The following is a 16,093-nucleotide window of genomic DNA, read 5'->3' on the forward strand; positions in this document are numbered from 1 at the left end:
TGAGCAAGAAAAGGAGAAAATTTACTTTAAACTATTTTATCCTTTGACCATTGAACTTTGAATTTTTTGATATGTACAAACCTCTATTTCACTTTTACCGACTACGAATTTCGCGAATGTTTTTCATCCTTTGAACTATTAACTTTGATATTTGAGATTTAAACTTTGAGCGTTATTAAGTAATCATAATTATGAATTCTGAATTATGCATTATGAATTAACAAAGGTGTACCCTAATAGTCATCCTATTATTGATACACCTTCATTATTTTATGTGATAAAGTTTATATGCAATTACTTTCTTTTTCTTTTAGAAGCTAAGCGCTCTTCACGCATCTTAGCCATTGCCTCCTCCTTCTCCTTAGAGCGTTGTCCTGAGAGACGAGCAATAAGACGATCAAGATCAGCAGCTATTTCCTTGAACTGAACAATCTCTTCTTCGCTCTCAAACAACTTTCCTACCATGCACGATGGGATATCCTTCGCCTTCTCTTGCAATTGCATTCCATGCTCAGTAAGCGAAACATAGGTTTCTCTTCCATCCTTTTCACCCTTGACACGGTTAACCAATCCAAGTTGAGCCATACGCTGAACAAGTGGAGTCATTGTGTTTGAGTCAAGATAAAGTCGGTGTGCAAGTTCCATCACCTTTTGATTGTCTTCTTCCCAAAGAGCCATTAGTACAAGATATTGAGGATAGGTAATACCTAAATCCTCAAGTAATGGATAATAAGTTTGAGTAACAAGGCGGCTTGCTGTGTACAATCTGAAGCAGAGTTGGTTCTGCAGTTTTAGTTGGTCGTATACCATTCTTTTTTCCTTAAATGTTTTGATAACTTCAAACTCCTGAAGTAAACTTTAATATATATTGTTACCTGAAATAATCTATTCGCACTGCAAAGGTACAACAATTTATATTTATCGTTAATGATATAAGCCGATTTTTAACATTAATTGTATAGCTAAAGTCGTACTTTGATAACATAAAACAACAATAAGCGGACATAAACAATACAAATCGTTTATGCCCGCTTATGCGTATTTATAAGAGTTTATCTCTACTTATTCAAAGTAATAAAGGAAGGTTGCAACACCCTCAAGTGCTGGCTTGCGCTCGCCCTCAATCTCAATCTGGAACTTGATACCAGCCTTGCAGATACCACGGATATTCTCAATACTATCGAGTGTGGCAACAAGACGAATGCGTGAGTTCACGAGGACTGGACGACCAAAGCGCATCTTATCCATACCGTAGTTGACCATCATCTTAAGGTTGTTCACCTCAATAATCTCCTGCCACATGTGTGGGAGCAGTGAAAGTGTAAGATAGCCATGTGCGATAGTACTCTTGAACTGGCTTTCTACAGCTGCACGCTCTGTGTCAACATGAATCCACTGATGGTCGAGGGTAGCATCAGCAAAGAGGTTAATTCTCTCTTGGTCAACGAGTAACCACTCGCTCTCACCAAGCTTCTCACCCAGTCGGGCAGCAAGCTCATCGTAATTGTTTACTGTTAATTTTGCCATAGTTTTTGTTTCATGTAATTTCTACATTACTGCGCATGATAGTCTTTCTTTATCCTCCCTACCCTCCTTATATATTATAAGGTGTGAAAGGATATACTACCTTTTGTCGTACAAAAATACAAAAAACATTTCAATTGCCCAAATCGACTTATGCTGCTGACCCTCTTTATGGTGCCAATAGATGCACATGCAAGGTTTTTTCCTTACCCGCTACAGACACCTCATTGACATAAACAAGCTTATACTTGATATCAAGGAAGTTGCCAGTTTTCTGCGCACTTATCACCTCGATACGTGGATCTAAGAGATAGATATCCAAATATTTCGCTAAGCCACTACCAGGAATCCATGCGGTAAGGTTAGAATTTCCATTATCACCTTGCACCTCATTTGCATACAAGTCAATGTTCTCGCCATCCCGCATTAATGACATCTGAACTTTCTTAAACCATACTCGTGGGTCAAATGCCTTCACTGCTGCAGAATAGTCACCATCAGCCTTGCTTCTAAAATACTTACCAAAGAACTTTCCTACGTCTGTACTGTTGGTAATAAGAAGTTCTTTATCAAGCGCAGAAAGTGGTTTAAAACCTGTAAGTTCCATATTGAAATTAGCCAACTCTGTGTCGTGACCATCCTTAGCAACAAGTTGGATAGAGAGAGTCATCGAGTTTGAACCATCGTTCTTCTGCTTACCTGTAGGGTAAGTCACAAACTTATCTCTATCATAATTAAGTAAAGAGGTATGAAGTAAATCTGTATGCTCATACACGCCACGCATATATAACTTGCTAACCTCCTCTGTATTGACGCTAATTTGGTTGCGATAATACTCGTTCTTATTCATCTCAACACCGAGCGAACTGTTCTTTCTATCCTTATAAGTAATCGTAAACGCTACCTGACCAGACGTACTGCTACCAACGAAACGCACATCGCTAACCGTTGTATTTGCCCAGTCAGCTGGTGTAAAGGTGTAATGCTTGCTGCCACCAACGCCTGAAGAAGACAGATTAATAAACTTCTGTAAATACGCTGCAGTGAACTTACTATTATCCTTCAGACGATAAAGTGTATCGAAATCAAAGTCTTTCAGATAGTTAACGTCTGTTTTCCATGCAGCAACAGCACGTGACACCATCTCATAATCATTCGGTTTCTGTGCAAAACCAACATATTCAACGTCCTTAGTAAAGGTTTTACCACCGCTATTACCTATTACCCTCAACGTAAATGTACCCTTCTCTTCATCGCTATTCAGCACATCTATAGCCGTAACATTCAACGCCTTACCATTGACAGTTCTATTTCCTAAACTTGCCTTTGCCGTTTCCAATGCTTGATAAACATTCTGTTGCTTATCAAGATTGAGGAACTTCACAATATCGTCATTCGTTACTTCTGCCGCATTTTGCTCAGTAGATGGGTTTGGTTGTACTGGATCCGACGAACTTCCTTCACCTCCACAAGCAGCACAGAGTAATACTATAGATACCGCAAGAATTATTTTTCTCATTGTTTTTATCCTGTTTTTTAATAATCATTGCACTTCACACCCTCACTTCTTACCATTCTAACAAAGCAGTGTAAAGCTATTGAATCTTTGCAACTCACAATGATTCAGATGCAAAGATACTTAAAAAACTCAAAAAATCAGTATCGGCATAAGACTTTATCATTAATCCATAGACAAAACATCTCACACATGATGCCAATGAAAATATCGGACGAATAATCTGAATTATAACACTCTGACAAGCCCCCCATTCGAACAATTGTAAATGATAAAATCTGAATTAACATAGTTTTCTGCTCACATTTCAACATTTTTTTATAATTTTGCCACCATCATGAGATATACTGTCAAATGCAATAACTGCGGTCGCGACTTTGTAGCTGAGACTGAGCAATATGGGACAATGAAATATCGTTGCCCTTATTGTGGTAATGTGTTGAACTGTAGGTTTGATGCCCCTAAGTCTTTCCGCACACGTGCTCGTTCCGTTATTCCATTGGCTGACGCCTCACCTATTGAGGTAAAGAAAGCCAAGGATCTTCCTACAGTCTCAACCCATCTCGTTAGTTCGCCTTCAAAAGAGAAGCTTGCTGAGATGAGAAGTAAGCTGATGGAGGCTTCTCAGCGTGCCCTTCACGTATCTAAGCAAGCCGGTGAGACCTTGAAGAATGCGACAGAAAGTACCAGTGAGTTTGTAAACAAATCGTCTTCTTGGCTTCGTCGTTTTCAAGAGAAATACACAGATGGCGACCTTTGGATATTCTTTGGCTTCAGTTTTATCTTCCTCCTTTCGGTCTTTGTAGGACTTTTCGTTTGTGCAGAGGTAGTGAAACTCTTATCAGAGGGACACTCATGGCTGTTTAAAAACTATATTGAAATAAGAAATTCTATCTAATATTTGCATTTCTTACATCCTCTTATCTTCTGTTTTTGAGTAACAGGTGTTTAGAAATATCCTTACATTTCGAGGGTGCTTTTAGTCCTTATCTTAGCTAAAAAAGGGCTTAAAAGAAGACTGCTATAAGCAACAGATAATCAAATAGTTATAAAGTCGTATCCTAAAAGGTGCTTTCTAAGGGTTCAAAAGGGCGTTAGTTAGCGTCTTAAAGGGCATCTTTAGCAAGCCTAAAGGGCGTCTTTTCAAAGCCAATTAAGCATCTATTGATTTTTGATTAGTGACTTTTTTATTACAACTAATCAAATACTATCATTCTTTCCCTTACTTTCTTGCCTACTTATCAATGTGTTTTTTCGCGTGTGTTTTCGAAAGCAACCTACCCTTTCCGTACTGCTTTTTATATAAGGTAAACACTGCAAAACATGCACTAATATGTGTCCAAGATACAAGTTGGAAATAAAAACGCACGTAATATTATGTTAAAGAAGATAAAACATGCTTGAATTAAAAAAAATACTATAATTTTGCACATATCTAAGCAATCGACAACCTAAGTGCCATATCTAATGTCACAAGACCTAAACAAAATATAAATAAAAACCTTTTAAGCATGAAAGCTATGAGAAAATCTAACCTTGGAAGGTCGCTGCTACTGGTAGTGCCCCTTGTGTGTTGTCCTTATACTGCACATAAGGCATACGCCACCCAGACAGTAACCATACAGGCGCAGGCCTCTGTTATCAAAGGAAAAGTTATCGATTCACGTACAGGCGAACCGGTCATAAGTGCCAGTGTCACCGTAAGTGGTACGAAGAAAATCGCTCTTACCAACATTGATGGTGAGTTCTCTATCGACGCAAAGGCTGGTGAGGAGCTGGTGATTACGTCCTTAGGCTATGAGAAAACGACGGTGCGAGCTGAAAACAACATGACCGTAAGCATGGTTTCTTCATCTACGATGCTTAGCGAAACAGTGGTTGTGGGCTATAGCACGCAGAAACGAAACAGTCTGACAGGTTCGTTGCAGAGTATTGATAGTAAAGAACTTACTAACATTACGACGGCTAATGTCACCAATATGTTGACAGGTAAGGTGCCTGGAATGAACGTTATGCCGGGTTCTGGTAAGCCGGGTTCGTTCGGTGCCATCATCGTTCGTGGTAAGTCTACTATCAACGGTAGTACTGCTCCACTGTGGGTTATCGATGGAGTAATCGTCGGGAAAGACCCAGGTGACATCAATCCTAACGACATCGAGACACTCACCGTACTCAAAGATGCAGCCTCAACAGCTATCTATGGTTCGCAGGGTGCCAATGGTGTTATCGTTGTAACAACTAAGGGAGCAAAGTCTGGTAAGACTTCTATTACCTTCTCTGCCAAGATGGGCGTTTCAACTCTGAACAATGGTAAAGTGAAGATGATGGATGGAGCCGAGCTATACGACTATTATAAGTCGTTTACTAATGCTGCTGAGATTGCTTTCCCACGCTGGAATGATAAGCTCCGTGATAGTAATTTCGACTGGTGGAAGTTGGCTACACACACTGGAAACGTTCAGAATTACGACCTTACTATTAACAGTGGTGGTGAGAAGTTGAGTGCTGTCTTCACTGGTGGTGTCTATAAAGAGGATGGTGCTGTGCGTGGATACGACTTCACTCGATACAATACGATGATGAAGCTGAACTTCAAACCTTATTCTTGGATTGCTATCCGTCCATCCTTTAATGGTAGCAAGGGGGTGATTGACGACCGTCAACGCTCTACCTATTCTATGTATTCTATGCTACCATGGGATAGCCCTTACGATGAAACCGGCAAGATTGTTGGCAATAGATCATCATCATGGGTGAATAGCAACTCTACCAATTACCTTTACGAATTGCAGTATAATTGGAGCAAGTACGATTCTTATGCCTTTAATGGCAACTTCGACTTTGACATCTATCTCACTGATTGGCTGACGTTCTCTTCTGTGAATAGCTATCGTTGGAGTACCCACCTTGATAAGAGTTACGCTGATCCTCGTACATCAGGTGCAGAGGGTAAGGGTCGTGTGAGTGAAAGCACGAGCACGAACACACGTCGTTATACGAACCAACTGCTGAAAGCAACACGTAGTTTCGGTGATTATCATGGCTTCTTAATGCTTGGTTATGAGTTTAATGATGGTGAATATCGCTATCATAGTAGTGACGGAACTGGCTTAGTTCCGGGCTTTGCTCAACTTGATATTACCTCAACTCCTGAGGCTGTGGGAGGTAATAAATTCGAGTGGGCAGTGCAGTCTTTCTTCGCAAACCTCAATGCTGATTATGCCAATAAGTACTTGCTTCAACTCTCACTGAGAACTGACGGTGCAAGTAACTTTGGTTCTGATGCTGCTTATGGTACGTTCTTCTCAGTCAGTGGTGGCTGGGTTGCTACGGCTGAGAAGTGGTTTAAGGTACCTTGTATTGACTATTTGAAGGTGCGTGCATCGTTTGGTTCAGTAGGAAGTCGCCCTAACAGCCTCTATCCTCAATACGGACTTTACAGCTTACGTGCAAGCTATAACGAGGTTCCTGGTGCTGTAATCGCTCAGCTTGCCAATAAGAAACTGACTTGGGAGAAGAGCTATACCACTGGCGTAGGTATCGACTTGAATATGTTTAAACGTCTGCGTATGACCTTCGACTTCTATAGCAAGCGTACAAGCAACCTACTATTTGCAGTGCCTATATCTGGTGTTATCGGTGTGACAAGCATCTGGCAGAACATTGGTGAGCTTACCAACACAGGCTTTGAGACTACTATTTCGGCTGATATCATCAAGAGTAAGGACCTCACTTGGACAGTTGATGCCAACCTTTCTACCAACTCAAACAAGATTAAGAAGTTGTATAGCGGTAGAGACCAGATTATTGAAGGTGATGGTATTGCTGGTTCAACCAACACGTTGTTACGTCCGGGTCTGAGCGCAGATACTTATTATTTGCGTGAATGGGCAGGTGTTGACCCAGAGAACGGTGCACCACAATGGTACACAACGGATGCGAATGGCAATCGTGTTATTACCCATAGCTATGCCAAGGCAGACCAAGTAGCCCTCGACAAGCGTGCCACTCCAAGTGTATTCGGTAGCTTCTCTACCACACTTACCTATAAGAACTTTGACTTCAACGCTGTCTTCGGTTACTCAATGGGTGCTTACATCTATAACTACTCACGACAGGAGTATGACTCAGATGGTGCTTATACCGATCGTAACCAGTTCAGTTTGCAGAAAGGTTGGAAGAGATGGGCACAGAAGGGAGACGTGGCAACACACCCAGTTGCTGCCTATAACAACCCTTCAAACTCTAACAAGGCGTCAACTCGCTACTTAGAGAGCTCTGACTTCTTGAAGCTTCGCTCAATTACTTTGGGTTACAACTTCAGCCTTAAGAGTGATATCGTGAAGGCATTGCGCGTTTATATCAGTGGTGAAAACCTCTTCTGCATCACCAATTATTCTGGTGTAGACCCAGAATTGCCTGCTGCTGATGGTGGTCGCAATGCTTCTGGCGAACGCTCAACAGCCCTTTCAATCTCAACAGGCGCTGGTGTTTATCCTTCTGTTCGTAAGTTTATGCTCGGCGTTAACGTCACATTCTAAATAAAGAATCTGCCCTATGAAAAAAGTATATGTGCTGCTCTTAGCAGCTATTGCAATGGTATCGTGTAGCGTAGAGCGTCATCCTGAATACATGATGGATGATGATACCATGACTAAAAACATTGATGAGAGTTTTCCATCGCTACTGAATGGATGCTATGGATTCCTAAAAACGTGGTCGGACCCTATGTATCGCTGTGGCGAATACGCAGGAGATAACATCATGATTCGTGGTACTTCCACCGATGCTTTCTATGAGTTTATCTCTTATTCGCGCACTCCTAATAACTACCGATTGCAGAATTTCTGGGATTATAGCTATAAAGTGGTTGCGCAGGCATCTAATATTATCAAGGATATTCCTGAAGGTAAGAGTACGGTTACCGATACACAGTTGGGAGAATGCTACTATCTGCGTGGCATGATTTACTTCTATCTCTGTCGTGCATACGGTAGACCATACGCGCAAAACCCTGATACAAACCTCGGTATGCCTATCGTTAACGGTACACCTGACGACCCAGTACACGCTGTATTGCCAAATCGCTCTACTGTGAAAGAGACCTACGAACAGGCAATTAAGGACTTGGAGAAGGCGGCTTCACTGATGACAGAAGACCTGCACAGCGAAGAACGTTGTATCTTTGCTTCTAAAGAGGCTGCTTGGGCTATGTTGAGTAGAATCTATCTCTATATGAGTGGAACTTACGAAACACCTAACACTGCCTACGCTCAGAAGAGCGTTGAGTACGCAACAAAGGTGATTGACTCTGGTAAGTTTAGTCTGTTGAGCCGTAAGGACTATGGCGTTAGCAACACCCTTGAACCAGAAAACAATCCAGAAAACATCTTCGTGGTGAAAAGAGTAGACTCTGAGTTCCCTGGTTGGGATTATTATTACACCATCGGCGGTATGTATTCAAATATCGGTGGTATGGGTTGGGGCGAAATGTATGCGTCTGGTAAATACCTTGACTTGCTGAACGAGACTGGACAGAACGACTGGTTTAATAAGAAGTACACCGATATCCGTGCACAATTCATTGAACCACAGTATGTAAAAGACAAGACAGACAAGTATGTTCCTGTCTTCCGTTTCATCAAGAATGTCTATGATGCCAAGGGTAATCAGGTGAATTTCAACTACGTACAGTTGCGTTATACTCGTCAGCCAGACAATAGTTTGACTTGCGATACCACTGGAACGGGACACACTACCCCACTTGTTCTCACCCCAATCGACCCTGCACAGCGTCTTTACTCGATTAATTATCAGGGACATACCTATCGTGGTGTACTTGACTATCAGATGAAGCTCAACCGCGTTTATCCTATGTTCTATGTTGTGAAGTGCTCTCGTCAGGGTGGCAAGGAGAATCAGTTGTATTCGCCTATCATCTCTCGTCTCGACGAAATGTATCTCAATCGTGCTGAAGCAAATGTGAAGTTGGGTAATATCGCCAGTGCAATGGCTGACGTGAACACAATCCGTGAGCGTGCTATCGTAGGTGGAAGCTATACGAGTGCCCAGTTTACTGCTGCCACAGCAAAGACGTTGGTGGATAAAGAACGTCAGTTAGAGTTGGCGTTTGAGGCAGAGCGCAGCTACGATGTGTTCCGCAATGGCGACACCCTTACACGTCGTTTCCCTGGTCCTCATCAGCCAATGGTTGACATTCCAGCAACCGACTACCGTGTGATTTACTTCATTCCACAGTCGGCTATCAATGCCTATAAGGGCAATCTGGAACAAAATCCAAGTAGTAACTAACACACTTTAGAGACTGACAACTGATGTGTAGCGTGGCTGAAAAGTGTTTTCTCAGCCCATACACATCCTGTTGTCCTCTCTTTTCATCAGCCTAATAATAGGGAGGGCTATATCGTTAGCCTTCAACAAAACTCTTGTAACGTTATATTTAAAACTCCAATCGGTTATTAGAGCCTAAACATATTTTATTTTATTATCGAGTAGATTGTTTGGCTTTGGAACGCAGGCGTAGTGGACTACGTCAAGTTACAAAGACAAACAAGATGCTGATAAGAAAATGAAAGATGTTAGGAAACAATACCATAATATGAAACAACCATATTGTGGTCTAATGATTGATTGGGGTTTAAGGCTTGGTTAGCATGCTAACTAAGCCTTATTCATTTTTCTTTTTGAGTCCTATTCTATACCTTCTTATCGGTTTATTAGTTACTTTCAGGTACTACAAATGGTTACTACATGAATTCTATAGCTACGGTAAACTTTATTAATTCATATCCTATAAGAAACCCATAGTTCTGAATTTTATTTACATTTACCATTGATTTATTTACCAAAAACAGCCGAAAAAACGCTTTCCTTACAGCCTTTGTAACTCATTCGTTATAAAAGAGTTACAAAACTGCTTTTCAAAAGGTGCTTAATTGGACTTCAAAAGGGCGTTAGTAAGGGGCTTAAAGAGCACCTTTTGCAAGCCAAAAAGGCGTTAATTCGAATAAAATTAAGCCTTAATAAAAATCGAGTAGACGAAAAATACTTACAAAAAGGGTTGCTAACAGTCGAACTATTAACCTCCAAGACCTCTAAAAAGCCTACTTTAAAAGATACTGTTTTCTCGACTCTATAATATCTTCCATGTTCTCACTCGCCCATGAAAGGAGGTTGTCGATAAGCGGTAGTAGACTTTTCCCTTTCTCCGTAAGCGAATATTCAACGCGGGGAGGTATCTCTGGAAAGACTTCCCGATGAATAAGTCCATCACCCTCCAACATCTTCAGCGTTGCAGTCAGCATCTTTTGAGAAATATCGGGTATATTACGTTGCAGTTCCTTAAAGCGTTGGCAATCGTTGTTCTCCAACGTGAAAAGCACCAACATCGACCACTTGTCCCCTACTCTTGACAGTACATTTCTTATAGGACAGTTAGGATAGAGGGCATCTCTGACTTCGTTTCTATTCATACTTCTAAACTCTTTAAGTCATATTACTGCACAAAAGTAACTATTATAAGCTAAGGCTCGCATCTTTTAGTGTTAAACTATGTAAAACAAATACCCTTTAAATGCTTTATTATCAGCATTACTTACCTCAAGGTAACTGGCTGACATTTGCGTGCCTACTTGCAGAATAGACTAAAAGTCAATACCTTTGCATCATCAAAACAAACAAAACAATAAAACAAAAAGAATTATGAAAACAGTTGAAACGATCAAGAATGGTAAGAACTTCACAGCAGTAAACGTAGGTAAGCTCAGCAATATCAAGGACTATGTGCTCCCACTTGGAGAGATAGAGATTCCGGGTAAGGTATTCGCTGGTCAGGCATTGCAAGCAACAGGTAGCGAAATTTCATTCCAGACTCTTGTACCTGGTCAGGACAGTGGTTTCCTTCATACACACAAGACACACGAGGAACTTTACTTTATCCTCAAAGGTGAAGGTGAGTATCAGGTTGATGGCGAGGTCTTCCCTGTTACTGAAGGTAGTATTATTCGCGTTGCTCCAGAAGGTAAGCGTGCGCTGAAGAATACTGGTAATGACGAGATGTTAATGCTCTGCATCCAGTATAAGGCAAACAGCTTTGCTGAGAATGATACACCTGCTGGCGATGGTGTGATACTGAATGAAGAACTGAAATGGTAATTGACCCACTATTCCCTACGTGTCCGATACGTAATATCCTCTCACGGATATGCGTAGCGGACACGCTTTGCCTTATCCAAACGCTCGGTAAGAAAGGCAGAGCAACTTACGAAGAGTTAAGGCATGACCTGCCCGACTCTCCCCTATCCACCTCGCTAAATATACTAAAAGAAGATCGGATTATTGTTGAAAGCGACAAACAATACGTCCTTTCAAACATGGGGAAAGAACTCTTTCCACTCGTCTCAACGCTCATCGCTTGGTGTGAGAGGAATGTTTCCCCATCTCTAAGGCAATAGTTCAAAGAAGGTGTAACATTGTATTTAGTCACATTTCAGACTTCTACAAAACGAAAAGGAGTGAAAGAAAATATCGTTTCTTCCACTCCTTTCCTGTTATGACCTTAATCATTCCATTATATCTCAAATCCATCAATCGTTTGAGCAATGCATCACGTCTTATCTCCATTCTATTCTATATTTTTGCACCTATCCGCATTTTTATCGACTACAAATGTAATCAATTATTGAGATAAAAGCAAATCTATTTTAAGATAATTCTAACGTATGAAAGGTAGAATCTGCTTTGTGTTACATACATAAATAAAAGACTTCATGCACTATATAGCTGAAATAGAACGACGAGTGGATGCAAATATGATTCGAACGGATTATAGACAGTTAGCAAGAACGCAAAAAAGATAGGGAACGACAAATTGTGATTCCCTATCTTTTTATTTATCAAATGACTATTATAAGCCCTTTACTTCTCTAACACTTTAAACTCAGCACCTGTTGCGAAGTCCTGACCAGACTGCTCACTGAGGGCTGTCAGACGGACGAAGCGAGCCTTAACTGGTGTAGTGAGGAGGATAGTCTTTTCCTTTCTGTTGTTCTCAAACTCACCTTCAGCAACAGCCTTACCCCATGTCTTGCCGTCGTTGCTTACCTGAATGCTGTACTTCTTGATGTTACCATTGTTACTGTCCTGACGTGGGAGGTAGGTGAAACCCTTGATAGTCTTCATACCACCACAATCGAAGTCAACCCAGTGTGGGTAGTTAGCCACAGTAACAGAGTACATTGTGTGCCAGTAGCTGCTTGGATTTCCATCAGTAAGGTGGCTTGCGTCACCCTCACCACTCTCCTGACTTGAAGCGAAGACTACTGACAATGGGATGCTCTCAATGCGTGAGAAGGTCTGAGAAGCTACAAGCCAATCATTCTCCTTTGTCCAAGCTGAAATCGTACCACCATTGCGCAAGCTAATAGGACCAGTGTACTTCACTGCCTTCTTGCTGTCGTTAACACGATAGTAGATATCGCCCTTCGCACCATTTGCATTGATCGTCACATTGCCCTCACCGTCACGTACGATGGTAAGTGGTGTAGCACCATTCAGACTTACATTCGCATTGCTAACGAGGTCGTTGGTCTTAACAGAGTTCATAGGACGAATCATGTAACCGAAGGTGTGTGGCGTTGCCATGACACGATCGCGCAGTAACGGACCACCCTGTCCACAGCTGTTACCACCAAGGCCAGTGATAGCCATGTCAAGATGCAAATAAGTATATTCGCTCTGAGGTAATTCGTGTGGATGGTTAGCCATTGCAATGGTGTTATCCGACCAAGGAAGTGCTGAGAAACTCATCTTATCCTTAGCCACGAAGATAGCACCATAGAGGGCATCGCCGCCATCATTGCCTGTAAGAGAGAGCCAACGAGTATCCTGATGGTTACCGGTATCCTGTGGTTTAGGGAAGGCAACGAACTCATCCTCAACATTCTGCTGCTCATAGATACCAATCATCTGACCCGTCTTACGGTCTGGATAGTTGTCAACTGTACCACGACCATAGTAATTCAACAAGCTGAGTGCCTTTGGAACACGTACGGTATAACCCAACTTTGCGAGTGTCAGATTAGGCTTATTGCTTGTAATTGCGCTCTCGCTCTCGATGCTACCGTCAGGGAAGATAGTGTAAACCACCTGTGTATTAAAGCGGAAGTCGTCCTTACCGAATGGCTTTTCCTTGTATTCGATGAGCTTCTTCCAGTTGGCATTACCACCCTCAAGGCGATAACCATAAGGTGCCTGTGACTCAACATTGAACACAACAGAAACAGAACCGTCAGCATTTGCGTGGGTTGTATAGTTAGTACACTTATGCTGCAGGTTGTTCAAACCATTTGCATACCATCCTTCGTAAGCCCAGTTGTCATTGTTAACCCATGCACGGAAAGCGTTCAACTCTGGTCCACAACCGTCTGCAATGATAGTCTTACCATCGTACTGAAGGTTATAAATCGTACCCTTTGCGAGGTCGAATGTCGTTGTGAAGGTTTTGCCAGAGAAGACAATCTTATTGTCCTTTACGGCTGACATATTCACCTTACCTGCTGCAGCGATAGCTGGACGAGCCGCTGCTACCTGTACAGGCAACTGCTCTTCAGCCTGAACATATCCTGCCTTTGCCCATGGCATGTCATGCTTGAGGCGATAGGTAATGTGGAGGAGGTACTCCTTATTTGGGTCAAGACCCTCGTTGAGTCCTGCGATTGTAATGCTCTTATGACTTCTTGCTGGTACACTACCAAGCTCAAGGTCGCCCTTCTTAACGGTTACACCATCAGCGGTCAGGCTATAAGACATTGCATAACCACTAAGATCATCAGAGTAGTAGTTCTTATTGAATACATCCAAAGTAGCTGTCTTAGCGTCCTTCCAGCTTGTTCCAATATACTGATACACCTTCTTCACCTCATAATACTGTGGCTTTGGTGTCTCATCACCGAAGATAATACCATTCATAACAAACTGTCCATCGTTAGGCGTATCACCGAAGTCACCACCATAAGCGAGGTAACGCTTGCCCTCCTTTGTGTAGTTGTACATACTCTGGTCAATCCAATCCCAGATAGCACCACCCATAAAGAAGTTCGTAGACTCCATTGCCTCCCAATAGTCAACGAGGTTACCTACAGCGTTACCCATTGAATGGGCATACTCTGAGATATGGAAAGGATACTTGATACCCATCTTACCCTTCACCGCATCGCGGGTCCAAGCAATACTTGGATACTGGTTAGAACCCATGTCCACGATGTCGTTGTTGCGCTCATACTGCACTGGTCTTGAAGCATCGTAAGCCTTCAGAGAGTCGTAGGCTACAACGAAGTTATGACCAGGTCCTGCCTCATTACCCAAACTCCAGATAACGATTGAAGGCTGATTAACAAGCTGGTGAGTCATTGCCATTACACGATCAACGTGTGCTGCTTGGAACTCTGGCACATGTGAAAGCGATGCCTTGCCATAGAAGTACTCATGGCTCTCAATGTTTGCCTCGCTCTCTAAGTAGATACCATATTTATTGCAGAGATAATAGAAGTAAGGGTCGTTAGGATAATGAGAGGTACGTATGTGGTTGATATTCGCACGCTTCATCAGTATAATCTCATGTTCCATCTGCTCACGAGAGATAACCTTACCCGTCAATGGGTTGGTATCGTGGCGGTTCACACCCTTGAGTTTCACTGGTTTACCATTGATATAGTAATATCTTCCAGCCAAACCGAACTCGTCCTGACTTGCTGGTGTATCCTTAATCTCAACAGTACGGAAACCAGTTTGGAAACTTATCGTTTCAACAACTTTCTTTCCCTGCATCAACTCACCAACGAGAACATAGACATTAGGCTCTTCTGCTGTCCATGCTACCGCATTGTTCACGGTAAGTGTCTGACGAACGTCAGCCTGTCCCTTACTGTTACAAACGGTCTTTGCCTTTGCATCCTCGAAGGTTGCCACCAACTCGTTATCATCAGCAAAGAGTCTATTCTTATAGATGCTCCAACGCAGATGTAAGTCTTTCGCATTCTTTGTAGTGAGGTTCTGCAGTGTTGTGTTAAGGTTTACAGTCCCCTTGCCGTCTGTATAGGAAGGGATAGCCTTCACATCAGCAATATGTACCTTCGGAGTAGCTGTTACGCTGACATTACGGAAGATACCTGGCAAGCGGAACATATCCTGTGCCTCGAGGAAACTACCGTCAGACGAACGATAAACCTCTACTGCCACCTCATTCTTTCCCTTAGTGATATAAGGGGTAATATCGAATTGTGCCGTATTGCGTGAGTTCTTTGAGAAGCCTACATAACGACCGTTGATCCACAAATAGAAGAATGAGTCTACACCATCAAAGTTGAGATAGACTTCCTTACCGTCCCAAGTAGTTGGAATATCAAAGCTTCTTCTGAACGAACCTACCTCATTACGATATTCGTAAGTGGTGTAGTTCTTTGGCGGTTCACGCATAACACCCTTCTTCCAGTCGCCTGGTTCGATGTTATATTTGAAGATAACCCACTGATTTACATAGATAGGCACACCATACTTCAGTGTTCCATCTTTCTGAATACCTGCCATATTCCAGCTTACTGGCACCTGCAGACGGTCCCACTTGCTGTCATCATAACCCTTTGCGAAGAAGTCTTTTGGACGTTCATCGGGGTTCTTTGAGAAGTGGAAACTCCATTCTCCGTTGAGAGAAAGGTAATCCTTAGCAAACTCTGGCAATACTTTTCTTGCCTCGTCAACCGAAGAGAAAGAAGAGAATAGCGCACGAGCTGGCAGTTTGTTATAACCCAGTGCACCGGGTGACTGCCATTCATTGCCAGTTGGTGCTGTAGCCTGACCGAAGAGATAGCCTCCAGTAGGATAGTCATCAGCCTGTATAGGCGCAGCTGTTAATAACGATAATAATAAACCGATTAAAAATTGTTTATGCATAATAGTTAGGTGTTATATTCTGTCTTATCTGTCTCTGACTGCCTCTTTCAAGGTTTCTCCAAAGACGCTATGAGGTTGTTACTC

At 42.2% G+C, this 16,093-nt stretch carries 11 protein-coding genes; 5 read left to right on the forward strand and 6 right to left on the reverse strand.

Annotated elements, in window-relative coordinates:
* Nucleotides 1–294: 294 nt before the first annotated feature.
* The 3 genes from HMPREF0659_RS10970 to HMPREF0659_RS10980 form a co-directional block, all read right to left on the reverse strand.
* A complete protein-coding gene (locus HMPREF0659_RS10970; RefSeq protein WP_013265445.1) occupies nt 295–810 on the reverse strand; it encodes a MarR family winged helix-turn-helix transcriptional regulator in 516 nt (171 codons plus the stop codon).
* Between the two features lie 252 nt (nt 811–1,062).
* Entirely contained in the window at nt 1,063–1,527 is a 465-nt protein-coding gene (locus tag HMPREF0659_RS10975; RefSeq protein WP_004359353.1) for a MaoC family dehydratase, read from the reverse strand.
* Nucleotides 1,528–1,693: 166 nt separating this feature from the next.
* Nucleotides 1,694–3,043, reverse strand: a complete 1,350-nt coding sequence (locus HMPREF0659_RS10980; RefSeq protein WP_013265204.1) for a hypothetical protein — start codon at nt 3,041–3,043, stop codon at nt 1,694–1,696.
* Nucleotides 3,044–3,377: 334 nt separating this feature from the next.
* On the opposite strand from HMPREF0659_RS10980, the gene HMPREF0659_RS10985 reads away from it, so the two are divergent.
* From HMPREF0659_RS10985 to HMPREF0659_RS10995, 3 genes are all read left to right on the forward strand, one after another.
* The gene (locus HMPREF0659_RS10985) at nt 3,378–3,938 is read left to right on the forward strand and encodes a TFIIB-type zinc ribbon-containing protein (RefSeq protein WP_013265505.1); all 561 of its coding nucleotides are present in this window, start codon (nt 3,378–3,380) and stop codon (nt 3,936–3,938) included.
* 613 nt (nt 3,939–4,551) lie between these two features.
* A complete protein-coding gene (locus HMPREF0659_RS10990) occupies nt 4,552–7,581 on the forward strand; it encodes a SusC/RagA family TonB-linked outer membrane protein (RefSeq protein WP_013265389.1) in 3,030 nt (1,009 codons plus the stop codon).
* A gap of 16 nt (nt 7,582–7,597) precedes the next feature.
* Nucleotides 7,598–9,352 carry a RagB/SusD family nutrient uptake outer membrane protein gene (locus HMPREF0659_RS10995; RefSeq protein ID WP_013265361.1) on the forward strand — a complete coding sequence of 585 codons (1,755 nt, stop codon included), beginning with the start codon at nt 7,598–7,600 and terminating at the stop codon, nt 9,350–9,352.
* An 812-nt stretch (nt 9,353–10,164) separates the two neighbouring features.
* Here HMPREF0659_RS10995 and HMPREF0659_RS11000 read toward each other — a convergent pair.
* On the reverse strand, nt 10,165–10,533 hold the full coding sequence (locus tag HMPREF0659_RS11000) for a winged helix-turn-helix transcriptional regulator (RefSeq protein WP_004359338.1): 369 nt from the start codon (nt 10,531–10,533) through the stop codon (nt 10,165–10,167).
* 229 nt (nt 10,534–10,762) lie between these two features.
* On the opposite strand from HMPREF0659_RS11000, the gene HMPREF0659_RS11005 reads away from it, so the two are divergent.
* The gene (locus tag HMPREF0659_RS11005) at nt 10,763–11,215 is read left to right on the forward strand and encodes a cupin domain-containing protein (RefSeq protein ID WP_013265230.1); all 453 of its coding nucleotides are present in this window, start codon (nt 10,763–10,765) and stop codon (nt 11,213–11,215) included.
* The gene (locus tag HMPREF0659_RS12545) at nt 11,209–11,514 is read left to right on the forward strand and encodes a winged helix-turn-helix transcriptional regulator (protein WP_081439558.1); all 306 of its coding nucleotides are present in this window, start codon (nt 11,209–11,211) and stop codon (nt 11,512–11,514) included. The genes HMPREF0659_RS11005 and HMPREF0659_RS12545 overlap by 7 nt, the downstream gene beginning before the upstream one ends.
* Before the next feature lie 43 nt (nt 11,515–11,557).
* Here HMPREF0659_RS12545 and HMPREF0659_RS12985 read toward each other — a convergent pair whose 3' ends face one another.
* Both HMPREF0659_RS12985 and HMPREF0659_RS11010 read right to left on the reverse strand, forming a co-directional pair.
* A complete protein-coding gene (locus tag HMPREF0659_RS12985; protein ID WP_257885589.1) occupies nt 11,558–11,683 on the reverse strand; it encodes a hypothetical protein in 126 nt (41 codons plus the stop codon).
* Between the two features lie 294 nt (nt 11,684–11,977).
* Nucleotides 11,978–16,009, reverse strand: coding sequence for a glycoside hydrolase family 2 TIM barrel-domain containing protein (locus HMPREF0659_RS11010; RefSeq protein WP_013265658.1), 4,032 nt, complete (start codon nt 16,007–16,009; stop codon nt 11,978–11,980).
* Nucleotides 16,010–16,093: the final 84 nt, after the last annotated feature.

Source organism: Prevotella melaninogenica ATCC 25845, from assembly GCF_000144405.1.
GTDB classification, from domain to species: Bacteria; Bacteroidota; Bacteroidia; order Bacteroidales; family Bacteroidaceae; genus Prevotella; species Prevotella melaninogenica.